The organism is Bacteroidota bacterium (assembly GCA_016715425.1).
Lineage (GTDB): Bacteria > Bacteroidota > Bacteroidia > Chitinophagales > BACL12 > JADKAC01.
Genome location: JADKAC010000005.1, coordinates 65,269 through 89,530, shown reverse-complemented (window position 1 = coordinate 89,530; position 24,262 = coordinate 65,269). Strand labels below are relative to the sequence as shown.

The following is a 24,262-nucleotide window of genomic DNA, read 5'->3' as shown; positions in this document are numbered from 1 at the left end:
TGTACTCAATACTCGATACTCAATACCCATTTAATCACAATTCAAACAAAATAAAATTAAGTATCACTCACGCAGGTTCTCAAAGGCAAACGCACAAGGCAATGTTTTGAGGAACCTGCTTGTACGATGGGAAAAAAGAATTAGGAATTAGGATTTATTAAATAGTCTAAGTTAGCCAACTGCCAAAAGCTAACAGCAAATAGCATTTTGTCAAAGTCAATAGTCTAAGTTTTTTTTATTGTCAATTAAATTATCTAATCTCCCAGTTAATCAATTCTAAATTATGTTGTTCAAGATATGCATTTGTTTTACTAAAATGTTTGCAGCCAAAAAAACCATTATATGCAGAGAAAGGTGAAGGGTGTGCAGCTTCAAGAATCAAATGTTTATTAGCATCTATGAGTACTTTTTTCTGCTGCGCAAATTTCCCCCATAATAAAAAAACAAGGTGTTCTTTTTTTTCACTCAATTGTTTTATGGCTGCATCTGTAAAATATTGCCAACCAATTTTTTGATGGCTTGCCGGCAGATTAGATTCTACGGTAAGCATTGCATTTAATAAGAATACACCTTGCTGTGCCCAATGCGATAAATTTCCTGATTGCGGAATTGGAATTTGCAAATCGGATTGCAACTCCTTAAATATATTTACCAAAGAAGGTGGCGGTTTAATTCCATCAGGTACAGAAAAAGATAGTCCATGTGCCTGCCCTTCACCATGATAAGGATCCTGACCAAGAATTATCACTTTTACTTTATCAAAAGGTGTTTGATTAAATGCATTAAATATTTGCGGTCCGGGGGGATAGATGTGTTTTTGATTTTTCATCTCAGACTTCAAAAAAGTTTTTATATAAAGGAAATATGCTTTGCTGAATTCCGGTTGCAATGCATGTAACCAGCCGGATTCCAGCGCAGGTATTTTTGTTGGCATTTCCTCTTCAATCATTGGTGTGCTAACTTACAGTTTCTTTATAACTTCACACCAATGAGATTTAAATCATTCAATATTTAACGCTTGTTTTTAAAAATTAAAAGCTATGGGAATTCAGGTAGAAGGAAATATTTCGAGACAGGTTCGTCATAAGTTTATTCATCAATTATTAGAAGATGTGGAAGCTTTGGAATACATGGTGGATCATGATTTATTTGAAGCAGATACTTGGCGCATTGGTGCAGAACAGGAATTATGTATTGTGAATGAAGATTGGAAACCGGCACCGGATGCTATGAAAATTTTAGCGGATGCAAATGATCCTTATATCACTACCGAACTGGCTACTTATAATCTGGAAATAAATTTGGATCCATTGCGATTGCAACACAATTGTTTCAGCTTGATTCAACAACAATTAGAAGAGAAATTATTGGTGCTGAAAAATGCTGCAGCAAAGTATAATGATAAAATAGTAATAGCTGGAATTTTACCTTCTATTACCCGCAATGAACTTACATTAGAATATCTTACTCCATTGAAAAGATATGAGCATTTAAATGGTGCTTTATTAAAAGCAAGAGGATTAAAATTTGATTTGTTTTTAAAAGGCCTGGATGAAATACATGTGCGACACGATAATATTTTATTTGAAGCATGTAATACAAGTTTTCAATGTCATTTACAGTTACATCCAAAGGATTTTGCCATCGCTTATAATTGGGCATTGGCTATCTCCGGTCCTGTACTTGCCGCCGCTACTAATTCACCATTATTATTAGGCAAAGAATTATGGAGCGAAATACGCATTGCATTATTTCAACAAGCAATTGATACAAGAAAAACAATTGATGAAATAAGAGAACGCAAAGGCCGTGTAACATTTGGAGAGAATTGGATAAAAAATAGTATTACCGAAGTATATAAAAATAATATTGCCAATTATCATCCATTGCTTTTTATGGAGCATGAAGAATATGCGATGAAAAAATTAAAGCAAGGCGAAGTACCTGAATTATTTTCTTTACGCATGCATAATGGCACAGTGTATAGTTGGAATAGGTTATGTTATGGAATCAGTAATGGCAAACCACACATGCGTTTAGAAAACAGATATATTCCAGCAGGACCCACTGTTCAGGATGAAATTGCCAATATGGTTTTTTGGACAGGCTTGATGATAAATCCACCGGCAGAAGCATTTGATATTTGGAATCATTTTGATTTTAAAGATGTGAAATCTAACTTTTTTAAAGCAGCAAGAACAGGTGTAGAATCTGTATTAATCTGGAAAGGAAAAGAAATTTCTACAAAACAATTAATTGAACAGGAATTATTGCCGCTTGCATTTATTGGTTTAAGAAAAGCCGGTATTGATGAGGCTGATATTATTAAATATCTTGGCATTATTGAACGCAGATTAAAAACACATACAGGGGCACAATGGCAAGTAAATAATTATAGAAAATTACGAGAGGTGATGGGCCAGAGTGATGCAGTAATTTCCCTTACACAAAATATTTATGAACGACAACAGGAGAAAAATGCAGTATGCGATTGGAAGCCTATTGATACTAAAAAAAGTGTTACAGAGCGATATAGTAAAATGGTGTACGTAAAACAATTAATGAGTACTAATTTAATTACTGTTTTTCCCGAAGATTTGCTTCAGTTAGTAAATTATATTATGCAATGGCAAAAAATCGGACACATGTTAATTGAAGATAAAAAAGGAAAATTAGTGGGTTTGGTAACTGCCAACAGTGTAATTGAATATATGCAGGAACATGGCTCCTTAAATAAAATAACAGTGGATCGTATTATGAAGAAAAAAGTAATAACTATTAGCCCGGAGGATACTATTAAAAATGCATTAAATCTTATGCAAACCAATAGCATTACCAGCTTACCTGTAGTTTCAGATGATATATTAGTAGGTATTGTTACACGCAAGGATATGCTGTGGTGGTTATCTATGATAAAGACTTAAAAGGCATTTATAAAAATTCTTCGCTGCGAATAAATAGATAAAATAATTAAACACTTTTCACTGCAATTAATTAATAAATATATATGATGAATAATATTTTTTTTACAGGAACAATTATTTGTTCTGCATTTTTTCTTTTCTCTTGCAATTCCACAAAAGAAACATCTGTGCAAGATCCGGGAGCGGTGATTTATCCCGAAACTAAAATGGTGGATTCCGTTGATAATTATTTTGGCACCTTAATAAAAGATCCCTATCGCTGGATGGAAAATGAAAGTGATGCCGCAGTGCGCACATGGATTGATGAAGAGAATAAAATAACCTTTGATTATTTAGATAAAATTCCATATCGCAATGCAGTAAAAGAAAGATTAACGGCATTAAATGATTATCCGAAAATGAGTACACCTTATCGCTCGGGTAAATATTATTTCTATGATAAAAATGATGGCTTACAAAATCAATCTGCTACATATTATAAGATAGGAATGGATGGTGAAGAAAAATTATTTATTGATCCGAATACATTAAGTACGGATGGTACAGTTACTTCCGGTATTGCAGGATTTTCAACAGATAGGAAATATGCAGTGATAAGTCAAAGTGCAGCGGGTAGTGATTGGAGTGCAATGTATGTAAGGGATTTGGAAACCAATACACAATTAGAAGATAAAATAGAATGGACAAAATTCAGTGGTGCTGCATGGTATCAAAATGGTTTTTTTTATTCCGCATTTGATAAGCCGGATCCAAATGCAACTTACACTGCTGCCAGTGAAAGTCAGAAAGTTTACTATCATAATTTAGGCACACCACAAAGCAGTGATAAACTGATTTATCAGGATAAAATAAATCCACGAATTTATAATAGTGTGCAAACAACACACGATGAAAAATTCTTATTTATTATTCAAAGTGCAGGAACCAGCGGCACCGGAATTTTATGGAAATACTTGAATGATAAATCCGGAAATTTTAAAACTCTTTTTGCAGGATATGATTGGGAATACAATATATTGGATAATGCAGGAGATATGTTATTGGTAATGACAAATTATAATGCACCGAATTATAAAGTTGTGTTAGTAGATCCAAAAAATCCGGCACCGGAAAATTGGAAAGAAATAATTCCTGAAAGAAATGAATTGTTGGAGAGTGTTGCAACGGCAGGTGGAAAATTATTTGCAACCTATCTTAAAGATGTAACTTCTGTTGTGTTTCAATTTTCGAGAACAGGTACTTTAGAAAATGAAATTGCAATGCCGGGTTTGGGAACAGTAAGTGGATTTTATGGTGAACAAAACGATACCACAGTGTATTACAGTTTCACATCATTTACCACACCTGCGGATATTTATAAATATGATATTGCTTCAGCTAAATCTACTTTGTATAAAAAGAGTGAAGTAAATTTTGATGCATCGCAATATGAAACCAAACAAGTATTTTATCCGAGTAAAGACGGCACAAAAATTCCGATGTTTCTCACTTATAAAAAAGGAATCACATTAGATGGAAACAATCCCTGTTTTTTATATTCTTATGGTGGATTTAATATCGCCCGCAAACCGGAATTTAATACAACAAATGCTGCATTATTAGAACAAGGTTATGTGTATGCAGTTGCAAATTTGAGAGGTGGAAGTGAATATGGAGAGGAATGGCATAAAGCAGGAATGTTGGATAAAAAACAAAATGTATTTGATGATTTTATTGCTGCAGCAGAATACTTAATTGCAGAAAAATATACATCAAGTGATAAGCTTGCAATTTATGGTCGTTCCAATGGTGGATTATTAGTGGGTGCAGTGATGGTGCAGCGTCCGGAATTGTTTGCAGTAGCATTGCCGAGAGTAGGTGTAATGGATATGTTGCGCTATCACACATTCACAGTGGGTTGGGGTTGGGCTGTAGAATATGGTAGCAGTGAAGATGAATCTCAATTTAATTATCTGATTAAATATTCACCATTGCATAATATTAAATCCGGTACAAAATACCCGGCAACATTAATTACAACAGGTGATCATGATGATAGAGTTGTACCTGCACATTCATTTAAGTTTGCAGTAACATTACAAGCAGCGCAAGCAGGTGATAAACCGGTGTTGATTCGCATTGATGTGCAAGCCGGTCATGGAGGTGGAAAACCATTGACAAAAATTATTGATGAAGAAGCAGATTTGATAAGTTTTACAATGTGGAATATGGGTATTACAAAATTTATAAAATCTACAGAGTAATAAATAAAACTTAAAAAAAAGTAAATCGCAATTGTAGTTGAATACTTAATGTATTCTCAAAATAAAAAACCTCGGACATTTTCGGGGTTTTTTATTTTGAGTAATTTCTATACCAATATTAAAATAAATCTTCAGTAAATTTATACTGCTTCATTTCGATTTAATTACATGCAAGAAAAATAAAAGTTTTAAAAATATTTAAATCCTGAACCATGAATAAGAATAAAATAATTTTAGTAAAAGGAACTGAGATTGCTGTTATCAGTGGATTGAAAAGTGATTATATTTCGTTAACAGATATTGCAAGACACAAGGATGCGAGCAACACAGATGACATTATTAAAAATTGGCTTCGAAATAGAAATACTATTGAGTTGTTAGGTTTTTGGGAAACCATGTATAACCCAAATTTTAAACCCGTCGAATTCGACGGGTTTAGAAAACAAGCAGGGCTGAATAGTTTTGTTATGACTCCCAAAAGATGGATAGAAACAACCCATGCAATTGGTATCACATCAAAAGCCGGGAGATATGGAGGCACATTCGCACACAGAGATATTGCATTAGAATTTGCATCATGGATTTCTATTGAATTCAAGCTATTTCTGCTTAAAGAATTTCAACGTCTCAAAGCAGATGAAAATGACCGATTAAAATTAAATTGGAATTTACAACGCACTTTATCCAAAGTGAATTATCATATTCATACGGATGCTATAAAAGATAATTTGATACCCAAAGAGCTAAGTAAAACACAGGTGAGTTTTGTGTATGCTGACGAAGCTGATATGTTGAATGTTGCTTTGTTTGGAATTACATCAAAACAATGGCGAAATTCAAATCCAAAAGCAGAAGGCAATATTCGGGATGCTGCCACAATAGAACAGTTAGTTGTTTTATCAAATATGGAAAGTATAAATGCTGTGCTCATTCATCAAGGATTGAAACAGTCTGACCGTTTAATGCAACTGAACTCTATTGCTATTAGTCAAATGAAAAGTTTGTTGCAAAGTAATAGACTTAAAAATTTGAGCTAATACAGGATGGTTTACATTCAATAAAAAAAACTCTTTCAAAAAAAAATTTGAAAGAGTTTTATTTTTAAAGTGACCCCGGCACGACTCGAACGTGCGGCCATCTGCTTAGAAGGCAGATGCTCTATCCACTGAGCTACGGGGCCAATAAGTTTGCAAATTTAAGTAAATCAATAAGTTTTTTATTTCTTCCTGCTTTGTTTTGATAAAGCCACAGTTTCAAAAAATAAAAAAGAGAAATATATTAAAGCAAAAGGAACAGCAAAAGCAAGTGTGGATGTGTCGGGATAATAATGTTTATAGATTAACACCAAGGCTCCGGTGATAAATAATTTTACCACAATTCCCAAAAAATAAATATTCATAAAATTTTGAAATCGCCCTTGCATATTTTTTGAAAATAAATAAAAGGTCCCCACACTCAATAAGAAAAACACCGCATAACAAATCCATGCAAACGCCATAGCAGGTTTAAATTCATCTACAAAACCTAACAGAAATAATGCGATACCAACCACAATTGCAAAGGGTAAAAATTTTTTTAAATAAGCGATCATTCTTTTTTGAGAGGTTTAAGAAATTCTTTTAATACAAGATACAATCCGGCAAATACACCTAACAAAGAAAGAATTATTGTGAATGCCGGATCCGTGCCCAACCAGGCATCTAGTTTTATTCCACCGAAAACTCCTATTAAAATAGCAGCCACCAACTGAAATGCAATGTTGGAATACTTTAAATAATTATCGAACGGCCGCTTTTTCGGGTTCGATGATGGCTTTGATGGCTTCTGTTGCATTCCCTTTTTTATCTTTTGATCCCATGGTGCAAATACCGTTAAAACGGGCACCGCTTTCTATCACAATCTTGTTCGTATATATGTTTCCTTCTACAATACAGGTACTTTTTAAGGTAAGCAATTCACCCACTTCCAGATCGCCGTTTACCTTTCCTTCTATATCTGCATTTTTACAAATAATATCTCCGTTTACTAAGCCGGATGCACCAATAGCCACTTTTGCCAAAGTGCGCACAGTGCCTTTAATAACTCCTTCCACCCGTACATCACCATCACTTTCCAGTTCCCCTGAAAATGTAGTGCCTTGATTTATACGATTGGAAATAATCATTCCTTTACCATTTGGATTTGGAATTTCTGATTCATTTTTATTACCAAACATTGTAGTTCAAATTTTAATTGAAGATAATAAATTCTGCGGGATTCATTGCAATTTTTTCATGCCAAAGCTCAAAATGTAAATGTGGTCCCGAACTCAGTTCTCCTGTATTACCAATTATTGCAAGCACATCCCCTGCTTTTACAGCATCACCTTCTTTGCGCAATAATTGCGAGTTGTGTTTATACTGCGAAATTAATCCGTGATCATGTTGCACAATTATAACATTCCCCGCCTGCAAACTCCAGAATGCTGCTATTACCACTCCATCCAAACAACATTTAATTGGTGTATTTTCTTTGGCAACTATATCAATTCCAAAATGACCTTCACTTACATTAAACTCTGAAGTAATTGTACCTTTCAATGGAGGAAAAAATAACAACGACCGAAAATTTTCTTTACTAGTACCGCTACCAGTATTTGCCGATAAATTAAATAAGTCTTCCTTTTCCACATCATTTCTCAATTGTTTATCCAGATCAGAAATTGTAGTGATATCTATGGCTGTATAATCTTTTGTTGAGTCCATTATTAATGCAAATTGTGCCGAGTCCAATTCGCCATTTAAACGGCGTTGTAAATTTTCAAAATAAATATCATAGGCTTTTAATTGGAGCAACATCGAATCTGTGGTTGACGAATTTGAAACAATCTGTCGCATAGTATTATATTCCGAGTATCCTACCACATAATTTTTTAAAGGTGTAAACACTAAAATGGAATACACCAAAGCGGTGAGTACAACGAATACAGTGCTTAAAATGATGATGACATTCCAGGTGGTAAGTGTAACCGAAGTGCGCACTTCAAAAGTTTTATCATGCATCAATACCAGCCTGTATTTATTGCGTAATTGTTGAAACCATGACTTGCGGCCGGTGGATGTTTTACCCATATCCTTTTAAATCTAAATAATCTGCCCTTTTTAAAATATTTTTGTAGCAGTACGGTTATATATACTCATTAGTTAAAAACGATTTTTGAAACGTAATACACTACATATTTCTATTGCAATTTTAAGCCTTTTTTACCTATCTGCATGTGCCTCCTCCAAAAAGTCATCTAAAGATAATTGGCTCAGCCGTGGTTATCACGATGTTACTGCAAGAGATAATGGATACTTCAATGCAAAATTGCTGATGCAGCAAAATGAAAAAATGCAATGGGATGGTCAGGAAGATATTTTTACTGAACTGCTGCCTGTATTTAAATACGGTAATCAGCAATCGGTGCAGTCAATGGCTCCTTCTTATGATGAGATAATTAAAAAATCTTCTATTGCCATTCAATTACATCCAAAAAGTCATTGGGTGGATGATAGCTATTTATTAATTGGCAAATCAAATTTTTATAAAGGTGAATATGATGAATCACTGAAAACATTTCAATATGTAGTTTCTAAATATTCAGATCCAAAAAAGAAAAAATCTAAAAGCAGTAAAAAGAAGAAAAAGAAAAAACCAGATACCGGCGAAAAGAAATTCTTCGACAATTTCAAACATCAACCCTCCTATCACGATGCTTCACTTTGGATAGTGCGCACTTATATTGAACAAAAAAAATATACCGAAGCACAAACCGCATTGAGTGTGATTAAAGCGCAGAAAAATTTCCCTGAAAAATTGTATGCAGAATTGTATGCAGTGGAAGCGGATTTATATTTGAAACAAAGGCAATATGAAGGGGCAATAATTCCGATTGAACTTGCAATTGAGAATACCAAAGACAAAGCACTAAAGGCAAGATATAATTATATACTCGCTCAATTGCATCAACAAAAAGGTGAAAACCCCGAAGCAATTGAATCATTGAAAAAAGTAATTGCTTTAAAGCCGGATTATATTACAGACTTCTATGCCCGACTTGCCATTGCAAAAATCAGTATGGATAATTATGGCTTTTCTGATGCTGCCACTTTGAAGACGCTTCAGGAAATGGCCACTTCAGAAAAGTATAAAGAATTTTACAGCCTGCTATATTATTCGTTGGCAGAAATAGAACTGGCTAGAAAAGATAAAGAACAAGCAATTGATTATTTAAATTTATCTGTGCGCAACGGTGATAGTGATCCTGATCAAAAAGCTATGAGTTATATGAAGCTGGGTGATATCTATTATCAGGATGTGAATTATATTGTCTCTTATAATTATTACGACAGTTGTCTAATTACTTTACAAAAAACAAATGATCGTTATAATCAAACATTAGATCGCAGAGATGGGCTTGGAGAGCTTGTACAATATTTAAAAATTATAGAAACTGAAAAACGATTGCAATATCTAGCATCGCTGAATGAATGGGATCTTGAAAAAGAATTAGATAAAATGTTGGCGGAACAAGAGGAAAAAATTCAAAACCAACAATTCCTGGAATCAGAAGATGGAGAAGTGAAAACTGAAACATCAGGAAGTACTGGTGATTTTTATTTCTACAATCCATTATTAAAATCAAAAGGATTTACTGAATTTAAAAGAGTTTGGGGTACTAGAAAATTGGAAGACAATTGGCGCCGTGGAGATAAAACTTCAACGGATGAATTTGCCACAGAAAAAACAGAAGGTGAAAAAACGGAAGAAACAACGGTGGATTTAAACAGTGATAAAATTACCCGTGGAGAAATCATTGCCAGTCTGCCAAATACAGAAACAAAACTGAAAGCATCCAATGAAAAAATTGCAATTGCTTTATATAACGCAGGTGTTGTTTACAAACAGCGCTTTAATCAGTTAACAGAGGCAAGATCAAATTTTAAAGAAAATGTAGATCAATATCCGGGTAATTCATTTGAATTACAATCGCTGTATCAATTATATTTAATTGAAACGGCAAGTGTACAAAAAGATGCATATAAAAATAAAATTCTGGAAAAGTATCCTGAAAGTTTATTTGCAAATATTATCCGTGACCCTGAATATCTATCAAAACAAATGAATAAAGATGCAGAGGTGGAAGAATATTATACCACTACATTAAATCTTTATAATGAAGGTTCGTATTCCACAGTTACTGCCCGCTTGGCCGCTGTAGATAGCTTATTTAAAGAAAATCCTTATAAGCCCAAATTTGATATGCTGAATGCATTGATAATTGCTACAACAGGAGATAAAGATGCATTTATAGAAGCATTAGATAAAATTGTTGCTACCTACCCAACAGATGAAGTGGGTATTAAAGCAAAAGAAATATTATTAGGACTCGGTTATTCTGAAAAGGTGGTGAAGGATACGGAAATTACAGATCCAAATACGGTATATGTATTTAATGGAACTGAAGAACATTACTTTATAGGTGTAATTAATGTGGCGGGTAAAGCAGCAACCACTTTAAAAAATAATCTCTCCTCATTTAATTCTAAAAATTATAATCTGAAAAATCTTCGCTTGAGTTCATTGTTGTTGGGTAAAGAAAAAACATTGGTACTAATTAAATCTTTTCCTGAAAGTTCTTCTGCATTAGAATATTATTCGAATGTAAAAAAGAACGAAGCTGAAATATTGACGAATGTAGATTCAGAAGGAATTATTTTTATGGTAATTGCTAAAAGTAATTACATTCAATTTTATAAAAGTAAAGATGTAGATGCCTACCAGTTATTTTTTAATGAAAATTATCTGGAGAATAAATAACGCATGACGCTTAAGGAACAATACTTTGTTTACCGGAAATATATACTCCGTTTTTGGCTGATACTTTTCTGTGGTATCGGCTTCATCGTTTTATTTATTTTTCTAATTAGCGTTGGCACTTTTGGTAAATTACCCGGCTTTGAAGAATTAGAAAACCCACAAAGCAATTTGGCTACACAAATAATATCAAGTGATGGCGAGTTAATCGGCAGATATTATAAAGAGAATCGGACAAATGCCACTTTTGATGAACTGCCTGAGCATTTAACACAAGCACTTGTTTCTACAGAAGATGAAAGATTTTACAAGCACTCAGGAATTGATATCCGTTCTTTAGGTCGTGTGATTTTTAAAACTATTATCCTGCGCCAAAAAGATTCCGGTGGAGGCAGTACCCTGAGTCAACAACTTGCAAAAAATTTATATGGTAGACCAACCAGTGGAAATATTTTTTCTCTCGGCATAATTAAATTTAAAGAGTGGATTACTGCTGCCAAATTGGAGAGAAGATATACAAAAGATGAAATTCTGTTGATGTATTTGAACACAGTAGAATATGTGTATGATGCGCACGGTGTAAAAACAGCAGCCAAAACTTTTTTTAATAAAGAGATAGATTCACTTAAAATTGAAGAGTCCGCAGTATTGGTTGGTATGGTAAAAAATCCTTCGTTATATAATCCTGTACGCTTTCCTGAAAAAACATTTGAAAGGCGCAATGTTGTCCTATCACAAATGATGCATGCAAATTATATTTCACGCAATCAATATGATTCTTTAAAACAAATCCCTCTTGATATTTCGCATTTCCGCAGACAAGATCACACCGCCGGTGAAGCAACTTATTTTAGAGAATATTTGAGATTGTGGTTGGCGAATTGGGTAAAAGCAAATCCTAAACCGGATGGCAGCTCATGGGATATTTATCGAGATGGTTTGCGAGTTTATACCACCATTGATTCTAAAATGCAACAGTATGCGGAAGAGGCTTCTTCTGAATGGTTGACGAAATTACAAGATGAATTTTATAAGCATTGGAAAGGAAATAAATATGAACCCTGGAGCTATCCTTATTCAGGTCGTACACAGCCGGACTTAATTGACAGAGCGATGAAAAATTCTGAACGTTATCGCAAGTTGAAAAAACAAGGAATGAAGGAAAATGAAATTGTAGAAAATTTTAAACAACCTATTGAGATGACTTTGTTTTCATGGAAATCTCCGGGTAGAGATTTAGATACAATTATTTCTCCTTACGATTCTATTAAATATTCAAAACAAATATTACATCCCGGATTTTTAGCAATGGATCCACATACCGGCGAAATAAAAGCATGGGTGGGTGGTGTTGATTTGCGTTACTTCCAATTAGATCACGTGAATCCAAAAACAAAACGTCAGGTGGGTTCTACTTTTAAACCATTTGTTTATACAGCAGCAATTGCCGATAAAGGATTTTCTCCTTGTCAGGAAGTTCCTAATATTCAAATCACTTTTGAAAGAGGAAGTAAGTGGGGTTTATTACAAGATTGGACTCCCAAAAACAGTGATGGAAAATATGGAGGTATGTTAACCTTAAGTATGGGTTTGGGGAAATCAGTAAATACTATCACCGCTTATTTATTGCGTGAAGTAGGTATTCAGCCTGTAATAGATTTAGCCCATAATATGGGTATTGAATCGGAGTTACCATTTCAGCCTTCTATTTGTCTAGGAGTGAGTGATATTTCAGTTTTTGAAATGACCGCAGCTTACAGTGCATTTGCAAATAAAGGTGTTGCCGTGAGGCCTACTTTTATTACTCGTATAGAAGATAAAAATGGAAATATAATAGCGGAGTTTCCTGTGCAAAAAGTGGAAGTGATGCGTGAAGAAATTGCAAGCGTTATGTTAAACATGTTGCAATATGTGGTGAATTACGGAACAGGAAATCGTTTGCGCAGAGAAGCATACGGTGGGCTCACCGGTGAAGTGGCAGGCAAGACAGGAACAACTCAGGAAAATACCGATGGTTGGTTTATGGGAATAACACCACAATTAGTTTGCGGAACTTGGGTGGGCGCCGATGATCCCGTTGTACATTTCCGATCTACTGCATTAGGACAAGGAGCAAATATGGCTTTGCCAATTTATGGATTATTTATGCGCAAACTTTATAATGATCCTTCTACAGGAATAGATCCAAAAGCAAAATTCCCCGCATTTGAAGGAACACGCACTATTGAATTAGATTGCAGCAAATACAAAACAATACGTGAAAACGTATATGAAGAATTATTGGAAGGCTATCAATAATTTTCACCTCTAAAATTCTATTCATTATTTCTCATATTATTTTATTTCCCATTCTATTTTAATTAGATTTGGATATAACAATTAATAACTCATGCGTATAGAAGCAACCACAGTAAATGAATATATGGAAGCTATTCCTGATGAAAGGAAAAAAGCAATGCAGCAACTACGCAGCGCAATTAAAAAAAATTTACCCAAAGGTTATACTGAAATATTAGCTTATAACATGCCTACTTATGGTGTGCCTCATAACATATATCCTGCGGGTTATCATGTAGATTCTAAACTTCCTCTTATGTTGATGAGTATTGCTTCACAAAAAAATTTTATCGCTTTATATCATATGGGATTATATGCAGATAATGCATTATTGAAATGGTTTACTACTGAATATGCCAAGCAAGTAAAAACAAAATTGGATATGGGAAAAAGCTGTATTCGATTTAAAAATGCGGATGCTATTCCATTTGATCTGATTGCTGAATTAGCAACAAAATTATCTGTAGAACAATGGATAAAAATCTATGAAGGAAATTTAACCAGGAATACTAAATAAGAACGATTATAAATTATCAATGTCAGGAAAAAGAAAAATTATATTCAGCATTTTAATAGTTTGTTTAATCACTATTTTATTTTCGTCCGCTCGAATTCCAAATGCAGATGTTGCAATTGATATTTCAGTGACTTTAAATTTTGATGATGTGGATGCAAATTTTTTAACAGGAAGAAATAATTATTATACAGATAATCATTTTATGGAAATTCCGGCATTTCAGGCATACCGTACTAAAATGTATTTATTAAAAGATACATATCATGCATTTGCACAAATGTATGATGCGGCAAAAGCAGATGGGATTACTTTAAAAATTATTTCTGCATCTCGCACATTTGATGAGCAGAAAAATTTATGGGAAGATAAATGGAAAAAAAATGCAGCAGCTTACCCTGACCCAACACAACGTGCGCAATACATTATGCAATTTAGTGCAATGCCTGGAACAAGCCGGCATCATTGGGGTACAGAGATAGATTTGAATAGTTTGCACAACGAATTTTTTGAAACCACTACAGGAAAAAAAATGTATGATTGGTTGTTGTTACATGCAAATGATTATGGTTTTTGTCAAACCTATAATGACTACAACAATCGTCAAGGCGGCTATCAGGAGGAAAAATGGCATTGGTCTTTCTACCCTATTTCCGATAGTCTATTACCACTATATAATAAAGAAGTAGATATAAAAAACATGTATGGTTTTTCAGGTGTGGAAACTGCAAAAGAATTAAATGTGTTAAACGATTATATTAAAAACATTAATCATGAATGTGATTAATTTGCACCACAGCACTTCAATACATGACTACCGATTATTTTAAAAATATAGAGTTTACGTTGCCTTCCAATCCTGGGGTATATCGGTATTACGATAAAGACAATCAAATACTATATGTAGGCAAAGCAAAGAATCTTAAAAAAAGAGTAGGTTCCTATTTTAGGGAAAGTGGATTGAGCGGAAGAATTCAAGTACTGGTAAAAAAAACAAGTACAATTGAGTTTACAATTACCAATACAGAGCAAGATGCATTTCTTTTAGAAAACACTTTAATCAAAAAATTACAACCCAGATATAATATTAATCTGAAGGATGGAAAAACATATCCTTACATTGTAATTAAAAAAGAACGCTTTCCAAGAATATTTTTTACACGAAAAAAAATACAGGATGGTTCATTGTATTTAGGTCCCTATACATCACTTACAAGAGTGAAAACAATTTTTGATTTTATTAAAACACTTTTTCCTATTCGCACTTGTTCTTATAATTTATCGGCTGCAAATAATCAGGCAGGTAAATTCAAAATTTGTCTTGAATATCATTTAGGAAATTGCAAAGGGCCTTGTGAAAATTTACAGAGTGAAGAAGAATACATGGAAAATGTGCAGCAGATAATTTATATCCTAAAAGGGAATATGGGATTAGTGAAAAATCTTTTTATAGAAAAATTAACCAATCATGTGGAAGCACTTGAGTTTGAACAAGCAGAAGAAATCCGAAAAAAAATAGAGATAATTGATCAGTACCAAAATAAAAGTAGTGTTGTAAATTTTAGTATCACTAATGTAGATGTATTTGCAATAGCCGATGCCGAAGGATTCGCTGTAATAAGTTATTTAAAAATTATGCAGGGAATGATTACTCAAGCTAAAACATTGGAGATAAGTAAAAAACTAGATGAAACTCCCGAAGAACTATTGATATATGGTATTACAGAACTACAACTTGAATTTGAGAGTGAAGCTTCAGAATTGATTTTACCTTTCGCTATTGATCTACCCGAAACCGCTGCCACACAATATATTCCGCAAGCAGGTGAAAAGAAAAAACTCCTTGATCTCGCATTAAAAAATGCAATGTATGTAAAAGAAGAAAAAGAAGCCGGCAATGAAAAAAGAGAAAAGAAGAAAGGTAATATTCGAGTTTTGGAAGCTATTAAAAATGATTTCAGGTTAACTCAATTGCCTTATCATATTGAATGTTTTGATAATTCAAATATTCAAGGGACAACACCTGTTGCAAGCATGGTAGTATTTCGAAATGCCATGCCTTGTAAAAAAGATTACCGGCATTTCAATATTAAAACTGTGGTAGGACCCGATGATTTTTCTAGTATGCAGGAAATTGTGTATCGCAGATATAAACGTTTAATTGATGAAGCTATTCCTTTACCTCAACTCATTGTGATTGATGGAGGAAAAGGTCAGTTACATGCTGCAACAGAAGCATTAAAAGAATTAAATATTTATGGTCAGATTGCAATTTGCTCTATTGCAAAGAGGCTGGAAGAAATTTATTTTCCGGAAGATAGTGTGCCACTCTATTTAAGTAAAAAATCAGAAAGTTTAAAAGTCATTCAACAGCTAAGAGATGAAGCACATCGGTTTGCAATTACATTTCATCGACAGAAGCGAAGTAAGTCTGCCTTAGGTTCGGAACTCAATATTATTCCGGGGATTGGATCATTTACTGTAAGTCAGCTCATTAAAAAATATAAGAGTGTAAAAAAAATAAAAGAAACTAAGGAAACAGAACTTGCAGAAGTAATAGGTATTGCACGAGCTCAATTAATTACTGCCTATTTTAAAAACAAAGATGATGTAAATAAAAATGCCACACTATAGAGTGTGGCATTATATAATAATATTATATTAGAACTCCCATAGTTGGTGTTCAAATTCAAAAATTTGATTTTTAATTCTATCGCTTTCCAACACTTCATCAATTCCTGCTGCATATGAGTTTATGAATCTATCGTACACATTATCTTCCTTAATGATATAGCTACTGAAAAAACGCATTTCAAAAATATCCTCAAAAGTAAAATAACGGGCACTGTTCTTTTCATTAAAAACTTCATGACGCACCATCAAACTCCTTAAATCGGGATAGTAAAGCCAGAACATTAGTTCTTCCCCGATAGGTTCTCCGGTAAATTCATCAATCCTTTCCCGAATAGGAGCAATACCAATGATGCGCACAACAAGAGTTGAGGTTTCCTCATCAAAAATCCAGTCTTCCTTTATTTGTAATTTTTTAATCAGCTGATAATCAAATTCTCTAGGTACTTCCTTAATCACCTCTTCATATGTTATTTCATCATATTGATAAATGGTATCCACACCTTCATAACGATTAGTAATCTCTTCAACTGTAAATGCAGATCCTTCACGAAAATCATCATACAATGGACTATATGCAGTAACCTCACCTGATCTAATTGAATTGTATAAAAATTGCATAAAGGGATCTTTCGGCCACATAAATACCAGATTCATTTTTTCTCTGAAGTCAATGTTACGCCATACACGCTTTTCCCAAAACACATCAGATTCTCTGATGTTGTCATAGGGAATTACTTCACGAGTATTTATTAAAGTCCTCGTGTATGCGCCATCTAACTTCGCTTCAGAAGTAGGTTGTCCAAATACACTTACTGTTGCAAGAGTAAGAGTCAGAAAAAAAAGAATTCGATTTCTCATAAATTAAATTTTATCCTATAAGCTTAAATGATAAACTTAACTGACGAGTAGTTCCATCAGGCATTCTCACAGAAATCCTTGGGAATACAATAGTATCCCCGGGTTTTGCTTTCTTCCTGATATCGCTCATCAGTGATGTAAACTTGTTGGAATTGGAGACATCAGAAACAACGTTTCCACCTCCACTTGGAGCGTACACCATCTCAAATCCTGTAACGGAGTATGGAATTTGAAATACAAAATCCGGATTTTTTGCATCAATCTTCTCAGAAATTTTAAATTCTCCCACTTTCATGGTACCTCCTTTAGAAGAACCACAATAAGGATACGGATCAGGAATACGCTTAACTCTAAACTCTTCGGAGTAGCTTTTTGAGCCTTCCGGAGATTGGACGGTAACGTTGATTTTATCCAACCCAACATTTGTTGGTTTAGCAATAAATTCTTCGCCTTTAACTTTAGTGATTCCACAACCCGATGCAGAAACTTTATCCGCCGCATAACCAGGAACTGAAATTTTTACTGGATTATCAACTCCGATATAAAGAACATTCATAGCTGTAGGTGAAATTACTGCCTGACCAACTTCAAATGTTTCATATCCAAAGTCAAATGGATAAAATTGATACTCACCTTCCTTAACGGGATCCGGTAATCGGATAACACCTTGATATTTTGGGCTACCGGAAGCGATTTCTTTAATTTTTCCCATACCACCTGTAACATCAACTTTACGAGCTCCTGAAAGTGGAATATCTTTTCCTTTAATTACATTATAATCCCCTGATGCATCTTTTTGAACAGCACTTGTGAATGTACCTAAATATACTTCTATATTAGCTTGCTCTGAAGTAGCTGCAATAAAAACATCAGCTGTATATTCATTTCCTCTTTTAACATAGGAGGAGGGAGCAATAACCCTCGCAGCCATTTTATCAAATTTGATTTTTGCTGCATCTACTTGAGATGCAAGATGCTCCAATACTGTAGATTCAGTGCTTTTTGCATCATTCTCAATTTTAGTAAGAATGGTAACAACTGCAATGGTAGGAACTTTATAAAAGTTAAATTCTTCCCAAGATAGCTTATTTGCTTTAGCATCTGTTTCGTCAATGGAAAGTGTAATCTGCGATGCTTTTGATTCCCCATCCCACTTGCTCAGTATTTTTTTATATTCTTCACCAACTCTTTCTATTTCAGCCTTCAATTCTGCACCCTTACCACGATTAATAAACATGGTGGTTGGTTTCTCCGTATCACTTTCGCCTTTTAGTTTTTCTAAACCGGTATGCTTGTCTGGAATTGTTCCGCCTGTGTATTCTATAAGTTCATCTTTTATTCCTTCGATGTAACTATAAAATTCACTGGTGATTTTTTGAACAGCAATGGCATCTTGGTTTATTTGCTGAACTCTATCAGTTTGTTCTTCTGCAGCTTTATCAGCAATGCCTGCAACAATCTGAGAGTTCTTATCTGATAAAATAGTATTGGTATTACCAATTCCTTTATTTACCAAATTAAAGGCATTAAGTATCTCGGCAGAAACATTAAGTGCAAGTAGGGCTGTCAACACCAGATACATGAGGTTAATCATGAGCTGGCGTGGTTCCTTAGGTATAGACATTTCTTTCTACTTTTCTTATTAAATATTAAATAATTAATTAACGGTTGCTGCCTGCACCTGCACTCATAGCAGATAGCATATTTCCATATACTCTATTTAAGGCTGCAAGATTTGTGGACAACTGCCCGATTTCTTCTTTATACTTTTGAGTATCAGTTAAAGATTCGTTCAGATTATCCATGGCTGAATTTAATGAGCCATAGAAACGGTTCATAGCTTTCAGATGGTTATTGGTGTCTTGTAACTCTAATTCGTAAATGGAATTTAACTGGCTAAGATTCTTAGTAACAATTTGTACCTGATCGTGATATTTTGAAGTGTCTACAGATGAAGATGCAATTTGAGACATTGCATTAGCGGCATTATGATATGCTTCTCGCATTTCAGATACTGCTGATGTTGCTTCTTTTATGCTGGCACTATACTCATTCGTATTGAGTGCTGCATCATGAACATCGGATAACTTCTCGATATTATCTCCCAGTTTCTTTAAGTTCTCACCCAAACGTTCAATCATCATTGGTTCCACTTTGGAATCTTCCAGCATTTTATCTAATTGCTGAGTAACACTTTGTTTAGGTTCAAGTTTGTGAATTTTTTTGCCAGTTTTGGCTTCTTCTACTTCAGGAGCTACATCGAGATCCGGATATATTTTTTCCCAATAGTAATCCTTGTGAGGAGGTAATACCCCCAATAAGAGGAAAATAAAGGCTTCGGTAAACATACCAACCATAAGCATAAAGTCGGCTCCATCCCAGTGAAGAATCTTGAAAAGAGCTCCAACAAGAACAATGGATGCACCTGCACCAATAATAAGGTTTTTGATTCTTTTAAAACGATCGCTTTCGAAAAACGCAGACATTGTGATACTTGATTTTTTGGTTAATTAAAATTGTTTAAATCATACATTTCAACTTGCAGATAAAACTGTAGGTTGAATTACTTTAGAAGTCACTCATTGATCTTCCTAAGAACGGCATTACACAACGGAAGCCAACATAGCTTTTTGCTGTATCCTGAAATTCATAATCTCTTGTTCCAGTTTGAATAAAATAGCTTATATCTTTCCACGAGCCTCCTCTAATTACCTTGCGTTTCATTGCAGGAGGGTCGCTATCTTCGGCATCATATCGGATATCAGGGTTTTGATCGTGAATAAATGCATATGCATTTTCCATAAAGGCGGTAGATGACCATTCTGCAACATTTCCTGCCATATTATAAAGGCCATAATCATTAGGAGCATAAGAATAAACATTCACGGTATAATAACCTCCATCTTCAGGATAATTACCACGACCAGGTTTAAAGTTTGCTAAAAAACATCCTTTTGTATTTCGTACATAAGGACCTCCCCAAGGATAAGGAACTAGATCTCTACCACCTCTGGCGGCATATTCCCATTCATGTTCGGTAGGCAATCTAAAATCATCAACAATTACTTCATCATTCTTAATTCTCCACCAGTTCCAGAATTCAGTACGCCAATGAGAAAATGCGTTTGATTGATGCCAGGTAACTCCCACTACCGGATATTCATCAAATGCAGGGTGCGAAAAATATTGACGAGTCATTGGTTCATTATATGAATAAGCAAAATCATGTACCCAAACCAATGTATCCGGATAAACTCTTACTGTTTTTTCATCCATGAATTCACTGATATATTTTTCACGATCCATATTCATCACCTTGCTGGCCGCATCCTTCCATTTTATCCAGTTATAGGTATATACCAATCTGTTAGGATCTATAGTTCTGAAATATCTATATTCACCCGGAGGTAATAACATCTCCTGCAATTTTGCTGTTTGTTCCGGATCCTCCCAATCAATTTCCTGAGTCCAGTCCAAAACAGGCTCTTCTGTAACCTGCCCTTCTTCAGCTTCAAGATAATGGCCAAGCAAGACATGTGCAATGGAATCTCTCACCCAGAAGACGAATTGACGATACTCGTTATTCGTAACTTCTGCATCATCCATATAAAAACCGGAAATGGATATAGACTTTTGGCGTTGCCATAAAGAATTATTTACATCCTGATCACTCGGACCAATATGTAATGTTCCGGACGGAACGTACACCATGCCATAAGGATTTATAGGTTCCCAACCTGGCCTGTCTAGTGTACCTAATAGCTGTCCCCGGTAATCATCCCAACTGGACGATACGCATCCGGAAAGGAGAAAAGCTGTGATTAAAACAGCCGGGATTAAAGGTATTCTTTTGTTCATACTAGAGTGGTTATGCAAAGTAGTGTCGTAAAATTATACTTTTTATCAATAGTAAACCTTTTTCTGTGACAATCTACAAAGATTGACATCTTAAAATTCGGTTTGAAATTAAAAACATTATACGACATGACAAACGATCTATTTAATAATAAAGGTATCTCAGGTTGTTAATTTCTTTTCCTGCTCTTGGTCTTTCAACTGGAATCCTATAGGCAATCGTTAGTTCATGCGAGCCCTGACTAACAGCACTTAAGCCAGATAATGTAATATCGTAGGAATAATTTATGCCCAATCTTTCTGATATATTCCATCCTGCAATAATAATAACTGCATCGGTTTGATTCGCAAGGTATCCTCTAAACGAGGCGCCTAAAATTAAATTGTTTTTATAATCCAGCAGGAGATTTACATCAGCCATGCTTTCTATATCATCCGATTTTAAAAGAACAGTAGGTCTCAGGTGAAAATTGCTACCCAATTTCTGAAGATAGCTCAAATAAACGTACCCTGTTGGGGAATATTGTATTGAGGTGCTTCCTGCGGAAGTTGGATATTCAAAGGCTTGGCCTAATAAATGAAGTGCTGATATTCCCAATTCAAATTTTTTGGATTTCAAAACAATACCGGAATTAAGGTCTGGGATTATATCACTTACTAATGTTTCAGGTAAGTAGTTGTCATTATGATCTACAATTCCTTCATAGCTGCCTTGAGGTGCAATAAGCTTACTGCCATCCAATGCTTGATAAGCCATACCTCCGGATAAACCAATGCTAAGAATTGTTGTCTTATTAATCTTTACATGGTATGCATATGAAAGTGATACAGCTGTAGTTTGCAATTGACCAGTTTTATCATTTACCAATCTTATTCCTACTCCACTATTAATACGATACAATGGAAGATGAGAAGAAAGAGTTTGAGATTGTGGTGCACCGGGAATATCTACCCATTGACTTCGAGCATCTAATACATTAACCACCGCATCTTCTAATCCTGAAAAGGCAGGATTAAAAACTACCGGTGAAAACATGTATTGACTAAATTGAGGTTCATGTTGCGCAAAGGTTATCATTGAAAGTAATACGCCAATAATCAATGCATAAAAATGCTTTGTCAAATGCATAAGAGAAAAGTATTGAACAAAACGCAAATCGCTTCCATTGATTATCGGGTGCAAAATACAGAATGCTAATTTCTCTTCAAAATTCTAATATCACTAAATATAATTCTGACATCGGTTTGACATGAAGATCATATATCCTTAACTTCAATAAAATTGTATTAAATATTAATTCTGTTAGAAATAATTTAGTAAATAATTCAATAGATAGATGTGAAATTTATTTATTTTTTCTAATGAAACACTATGAAGTAACTTTAAAAAAAACTATACTATTTCTTTTTGTTGACAACTGACAGATACTTTTCAATTGCCATAAATATTGAAGTAGTTTCTGTTGTAGGTGCGCATACATCAATTCGAATTTTATTACTTTCCAAAGACTTCAAAGTGAGATCGCCCATACAGGCTATTCGTAATCTTTCTTGTTTAAAATCAGGGAAATTAAAGAACAAACTGTCTGCACCTTTTGGTGTAAACAACATTATCATATCGAATTGATGAATAGGATTTAAATCGTTTAAATCTGTTGGAATGGTTTCATAAATAAATGCTTCAGAAAAGTCAGCATTCTTTGATATTAAAAATTGATTGATATTATCCCTGTGTTCATGTGCGCAAGGAAATAAAATTTTTTCATTTGGAATATGCTTTGTCATTACATCAAACAATTCATTTTCTTTACCATTAGCTCCAAAAAATATTTTTCTTTTTCTGAATTGAATATATTTCTGAAGATATACTGCTACTGCTTCTGATATGCAGAAATACTTAGTTTCTTCGGTCATGCGGATACGCAATTCTTCACATACTCTAAAAAAATGATCAATGGCGTTCTTAGATGTTAATATAATAGCACTGTATTCTTTAATATCAATACGTTGCTTTCTGAATTCTTTAGCAGGGATCCCTTCTATTCTGATAAATTGACGAAATTCAAACTTCACCTTAAACTTTTCAGCAAGGTCAGTGTAGGGGTTTTTAGATGTTTCAGGTTTGGGTTGGGATACCAGTATATTTTTAACTGGTGTCATTACCTCTTCATAATTAGACATTCACTAATTTTTTTCAGCCATTTATTCCTTTACTGCTAACTATTTTAAAAAGAATAAGCAGTGGTGCAATTTCTAAGACGCAAAGATAGAGTAAAAAATAAAAGAAGTGAAACCTGGCAAAGCCTCCTCCTATATTCATGCCTTTTATAATCCTAATTATGTAAACAAATATCAATAAACCTATAGTTGTATAGATAGCCCATTCGGAAAGTGGTGTATCTGTCGTCGCAATTAATATTACTAAAGGCAACATACATATTCCTGTCATTTGCAGAAGTACACGAGTATTGAATCTGAAAAAATTAATTTCTGATTTAAAAGGATAAATCATAGATAGCATCCAATAAACTAAAGAGCGAATAAAATAAATAACAGGAATGAATACCCCACAGAAAGCGATATCCAAATATATTTTACCGGTAAAATAACTGAAGCCTACAAAGGTCAACAACTGATAAAGGAATATGGCAAACACTAAAACAAAATTTAAAAGAATCATTGTACTAAAAATCCCTGCGGAAAATTCACGGTCACGATAAATTTGTTGTGCAAGATTTCTATTAGTTATTACTGTAACATTCTCTCGGAGTTGACGTGTGTATTGAACCCATAACAACGTAAAATAGATGAGAAGTAAAAGCAGATATAATGGAATAAACCAATCAATAGTAATAGTGCGCTTTCCCATTATATTATTTGCTACCATACCAGTTCCCGACAGCAATGAATCTACATCTACAATACTATTTACATTTTCTTTAACTGCAATGCCGACAGTATCCGGAATATTTTGTTGGGTAATGGAATCAATATTTTGAGCTTGCATAAAATGCAGACTAAAAAGTATGATGTAACCTGTAAGCAAAATTTGTTTCACA

At 34.1% G+C, this 24,262-nt stretch carries 20 protein-coding genes and 1 tRNA gene; 8 read left to right on the top strand and 13 right to left on the bottom strand.

Annotated features, from left to right (window positions below; translation table 11 throughout):
* Positions 1-250 precede the first annotated feature (250 nt).
* Entirely contained in the window at positions 251-934 is a 684-nt protein-coding gene (gene ung, locus IPN31_06315) for a uracil-DNA glycosylase (protein MBK8681507.1), read from the bottom strand.
* A gap of 106 nt (positions 935-1,040) precedes the next feature.
* Between ung and IPN31_06310 the strand changes: the two genes are divergently transcribed.
* From IPN31_06310 to IPN31_06300, 3 genes are all read left to right on the top strand, one after another.
* Entirely contained in the window at positions 1,041-2,924 is a 1,884-nt protein-coding gene (locus IPN31_06310; GenBank protein ID MBK8681506.1) for a CBS domain-containing protein, read from the top strand.
* A gap of 86 nt (positions 2,925-3,010) precedes the next feature.
* Positions 3,011-5,167, top strand: a complete 2,157-nt coding sequence (locus IPN31_06305) for a S9 family peptidase (protein MBK8681505.1) — start codon at positions 3,011-3,013, stop codon at positions 5,165-5,167.
* A gap of 212 nt (positions 5,168-5,379) precedes the next feature.
* Complete coding sequence (locus IPN31_06300) at positions 5,380-6,204, top strand: KilA-N domain-containing protein (protein ID MBK8681504.1); 825 nt, start codon at positions 5,380-5,382, stop codon at positions 6,202-6,204.
* Positions 6,205-6,274: 70 nt separating this feature from the next.
* Here the strand turns inward: IPN31_06300 and IPN31_06295 are convergent.
* The 5 genes from IPN31_06295 to IPN31_06275 form a co-directional block, all read right to left on the bottom strand.
* Positions 6,275-6,347 (bottom strand) — tRNA-Arg (locus tag IPN31_06295).
* A gap of 36 nt (positions 6,348-6,383) precedes the next feature.
* Positions 6,384-6,758 carry a hypothetical protein gene (locus IPN31_06290; GenBank protein ID MBK8681503.1) on the bottom strand — a complete coding sequence of 125 codons (375 nt, stop codon included), beginning with the start codon at positions 6,756-6,758 and terminating at the stop codon, positions 6,384-6,386.
* Positions 6,755-7,000 (bottom strand): AtpZ/AtpI family protein, encoded by a 246-nt coding sequence (locus IPN31_06285; protein MBK8681502.1) that lies wholly within the window; start codon positions 6,998-7,000, stop codon positions 6,755-6,757. The genes IPN31_06290 and IPN31_06285 overlap by 4 nt, the downstream gene beginning before the upstream one ends.
* Positions 6,945-7,382 carry a polymer-forming cytoskeletal protein gene (locus IPN31_06280; GenBank protein ID MBK8681501.1) on the bottom strand — a complete coding sequence of 146 codons (438 nt, stop codon included), beginning with the start codon at positions 7,380-7,382 and terminating at the stop codon, positions 6,945-6,947. Before IPN31_06280 ends, IPN31_06285 begins: the two co-directional genes overlap by 56 nt.
* Positions 7,383-7,395: 13 nt before the next feature.
* A complete protein-coding gene (locus IPN31_06275) occupies positions 7,396-8,277 on the bottom strand; it encodes a M23 family metallopeptidase (GenBank protein MBK8681500.1) in 882 nt (293 codons plus the stop codon).
* An 85-nt stretch (positions 8,278-8,362) separates the two neighbouring features.
* Here IPN31_06275 and IPN31_06270 point away from each other — a divergent pair, with 85 nt between their 5' ends.
* From IPN31_06270 to IPN31_06250, 5 genes are all read left to right on the top strand, one after another.
* Positions 8,363-11,008 (top strand): tetratricopeptide repeat protein, encoded by a 2,646-nt coding sequence (locus IPN31_06270; protein ID MBK8681499.1) that lies wholly within the window; start codon positions 8,363-8,365, stop codon positions 11,006-11,008.
* 3 nt (positions 11,009-11,011) lie between these two features.
* Positions 11,012-13,303, top strand: coding sequence for a penicillin-binding protein (locus IPN31_06265; protein MBK8681498.1), 2,292 nt, complete (start codon positions 11,012-11,014; stop codon positions 13,301-13,303).
* A 91-nt stretch (positions 13,304-13,394) separates the two neighbouring features.
* Positions 13,395-13,859 (top strand): DUF1801 domain-containing protein, encoded by a 465-nt coding sequence (locus IPN31_06260; protein ID MBK8681497.1) that lies wholly within the window; start codon positions 13,395-13,397, stop codon positions 13,857-13,859.
* Positions 13,860-13,878: 19 nt separating this feature from the next.
* Positions 13,879-14,643: a M15 family metallopeptidase gene (locus IPN31_06255; protein MBK8681496.1), complete on the top strand. Its 765-nt coding sequence runs from the start codon at positions 13,879-13,881 to the stop codon at positions 14,641-14,643.
* A gap of 23 nt (positions 14,644-14,666) precedes the next feature.
* Positions 14,667-16,490, top strand: coding sequence for an excinuclease ABC subunit C (locus IPN31_06250; protein MBK8681495.1), 1,824 nt, complete (start codon positions 14,667-14,669; stop codon positions 16,488-16,490).
* 27 nt (positions 16,491-16,517) lie between these two features.
* On the opposite strand, the gene gldN is transcribed toward IPN31_06250, so the two are convergent.
* From gldN to IPN31_06215, 7 genes are all read right to left on the bottom strand, one after another.
* A complete protein-coding gene (gldN, locus tag IPN31_06245; GenBank protein MBK8681494.1) occupies positions 16,518-17,348 on the bottom strand; it encodes a gliding motility protein GldN in 831 nt (276 codons plus the stop codon).
* A gap of 10 nt (positions 17,349-17,358) precedes the next feature.
* The gene (gldM, locus tag IPN31_06240; protein MBK8681493.1) at positions 17,359-18,972 is read right to left on the bottom strand and encodes a gliding motility protein GldM; all 1,614 of its coding nucleotides are present in this window, start codon (positions 18,970-18,972) and stop codon (positions 17,359-17,361) included.
* A 37-nt stretch (positions 18,973-19,009) separates the two neighbouring features.
* Positions 19,010-19,834 carry a gliding motility protein GldL gene (gene gldL, locus IPN31_06235; GenBank protein ID MBK8681492.1) on the bottom strand — a complete coding sequence of 275 codons (825 nt, stop codon included), beginning with the start codon at positions 19,832-19,834 and terminating at the stop codon, positions 19,010-19,012.
* Positions 19,835-19,916: 82 nt separating this feature from the next.
* Positions 19,917-21,206, bottom strand: coding sequence for an SUMF1/EgtB/PvdO family nonheme iron enzyme (locus IPN31_06230; protein ID MBK8681491.1), 1,290 nt, complete (start codon positions 21,204-21,206; stop codon positions 19,917-19,919).
* A 142-nt stretch (positions 21,207-21,348) separates the two neighbouring features.
* Entirely contained in the window at positions 21,349-22,332 is a 984-nt protein-coding gene (locus tag IPN31_06225) for a type IX secretion system membrane protein PorP/SprF (GenBank protein MBK8681490.1), read from the bottom strand.
* 269 nt (positions 22,333-22,601) lie between these two features.
* Positions 22,602-23,363, bottom strand: coding sequence for a uroporphyrinogen-III synthase (locus IPN31_06220; protein ID MBK8681489.1), 762 nt, complete (start codon positions 23,361-23,363; stop codon positions 22,602-22,604).
* A 34-nt stretch (positions 23,364-23,397) separates the two neighbouring features.
* The gene (locus IPN31_06215; protein MBK8681488.1) at positions 23,398-24,261 is read right to left on the bottom strand and encodes a DUF4271 domain-containing protein; all 864 of its coding nucleotides are present in this window, start codon (positions 24,259-24,261) and stop codon (positions 23,398-23,400) included.
* Position 24,262: the final 1 nt, after the last annotated feature.

What these genes read in the sequence shown, in the direction of transcription:
- gldN (MBK8681494.1), bottom strand. Translation starts at nt 17,348, where the DNA reads ATGAGAAATCGAATTCTTTTTTTTCTGACTCTTACTCTTGCAACAGTA.
- IPN31_06260 (MBK8681497.1), top strand. Translation starts at nt 13,395, where the DNA reads ATGCGTATAGAAGCAACCACAGTAAATGAATATATGGAAGCTATTCCT.
- IPN31_06250 (MBK8681495.1), top strand. Translation starts at nt 14,667, where the DNA reads ATGACTACCGATTATTTTAAAAATATAGAGTTTACGTTGCCTTCCAAT.
- IPN31_06290 (MBK8681503.1), bottom strand. Translation starts at nt 6,758, where the DNA reads ATGATCGCTTATTTAAAAAAATTTTTACCCTTTGCAATTGTGGTTGGT.
- IPN31_06255 (MBK8681496.1), top strand. Translation starts at nt 13,879, where the DNA reads ATGTCAGGAAAAAGAAAAATTATATTCAGCATTTTAATAGTTTGTTTA.
- IPN31_06225 (MBK8681490.1), bottom strand. Translation starts at nt 22,332, where the DNA reads ATGCATTTGACAAAGCATTTTTATGCATTGATTATTGGCGTATTACTT.
- IPN31_06220 (MBK8681489.1), bottom strand. Translation starts at nt 23,363, where the DNA reads ATGACACCAGTTAAAAATATACTGGTATCCCAACCCAAACCTGAAACA.
- IPN31_06310 (MBK8681506.1), top strand. Translation starts at nt 1,041, where the DNA reads ATGGGAATTCAGGTAGAAGGAAATATTTCGAGACAGGTTCGTCATAAG.
- gldM (MBK8681493.1), bottom strand. Translation starts at nt 18,972, where the DNA reads ATGTCTATACCTAAGGAACCACGCCAGCTCATGATTAACCTCATGTAT.
- ung (MBK8681507.1), bottom strand. Translation starts at nt 934, where the DNA reads ATGCCAACAAAAATACCTGCGCTGGAATCCGGCTGGTTACATGCATTG.
- IPN31_06305 (MBK8681505.1), top strand. Translation starts at nt 3,011, where the DNA reads ATGAATAATATTTTTTTTACAGGAACAATTATTTGTTCTGCATTTTTT.
- IPN31_06265 (MBK8681498.1), top strand. Translation starts at nt 11,012, where the DNA reads ATGACGCTTAAGGAACAATACTTTGTTTACCGGAAATATATACTCCGT.
- IPN31_06285 (MBK8681502.1), bottom strand. Translation starts at nt 7,000, where the DNA reads ATGCAACAGAAGCCATCAAAGCCATCATCGAACCCGAAAAAGCGGCCG.
- gldL (MBK8681492.1), bottom strand. Translation starts at nt 19,834, where the DNA reads ATGTCTGCGTTTTTCGAAAGCGATCGTTTTAAAAGAATCAAAAACCTT.
- IPN31_06230 (MBK8681491.1), bottom strand. Translation starts at nt 21,206, where the DNA reads ATGAACAAAAGAATACCTTTAATCCCGGCTGTTTTAATCACAGCTTTT.
- IPN31_06275 (MBK8681500.1), bottom strand. Translation starts at nt 8,277, where the DNA reads ATGGGTAAAACATCCACCGGCCGCAAGTCATGGTTTCAACAATTACGC.
- IPN31_06300 (MBK8681504.1), top strand. Translation starts at nt 5,380, where the DNA reads ATGAATAAGAATAAAATAATTTTAGTAAAAGGAACTGAGATTGCTGTT.
- IPN31_06280 (MBK8681501.1), bottom strand. Translation starts at nt 7,382, where the DNA reads ATGTTTGGTAATAAAAATGAATCAGAAATTCCAAATCCAAATGGTAAA.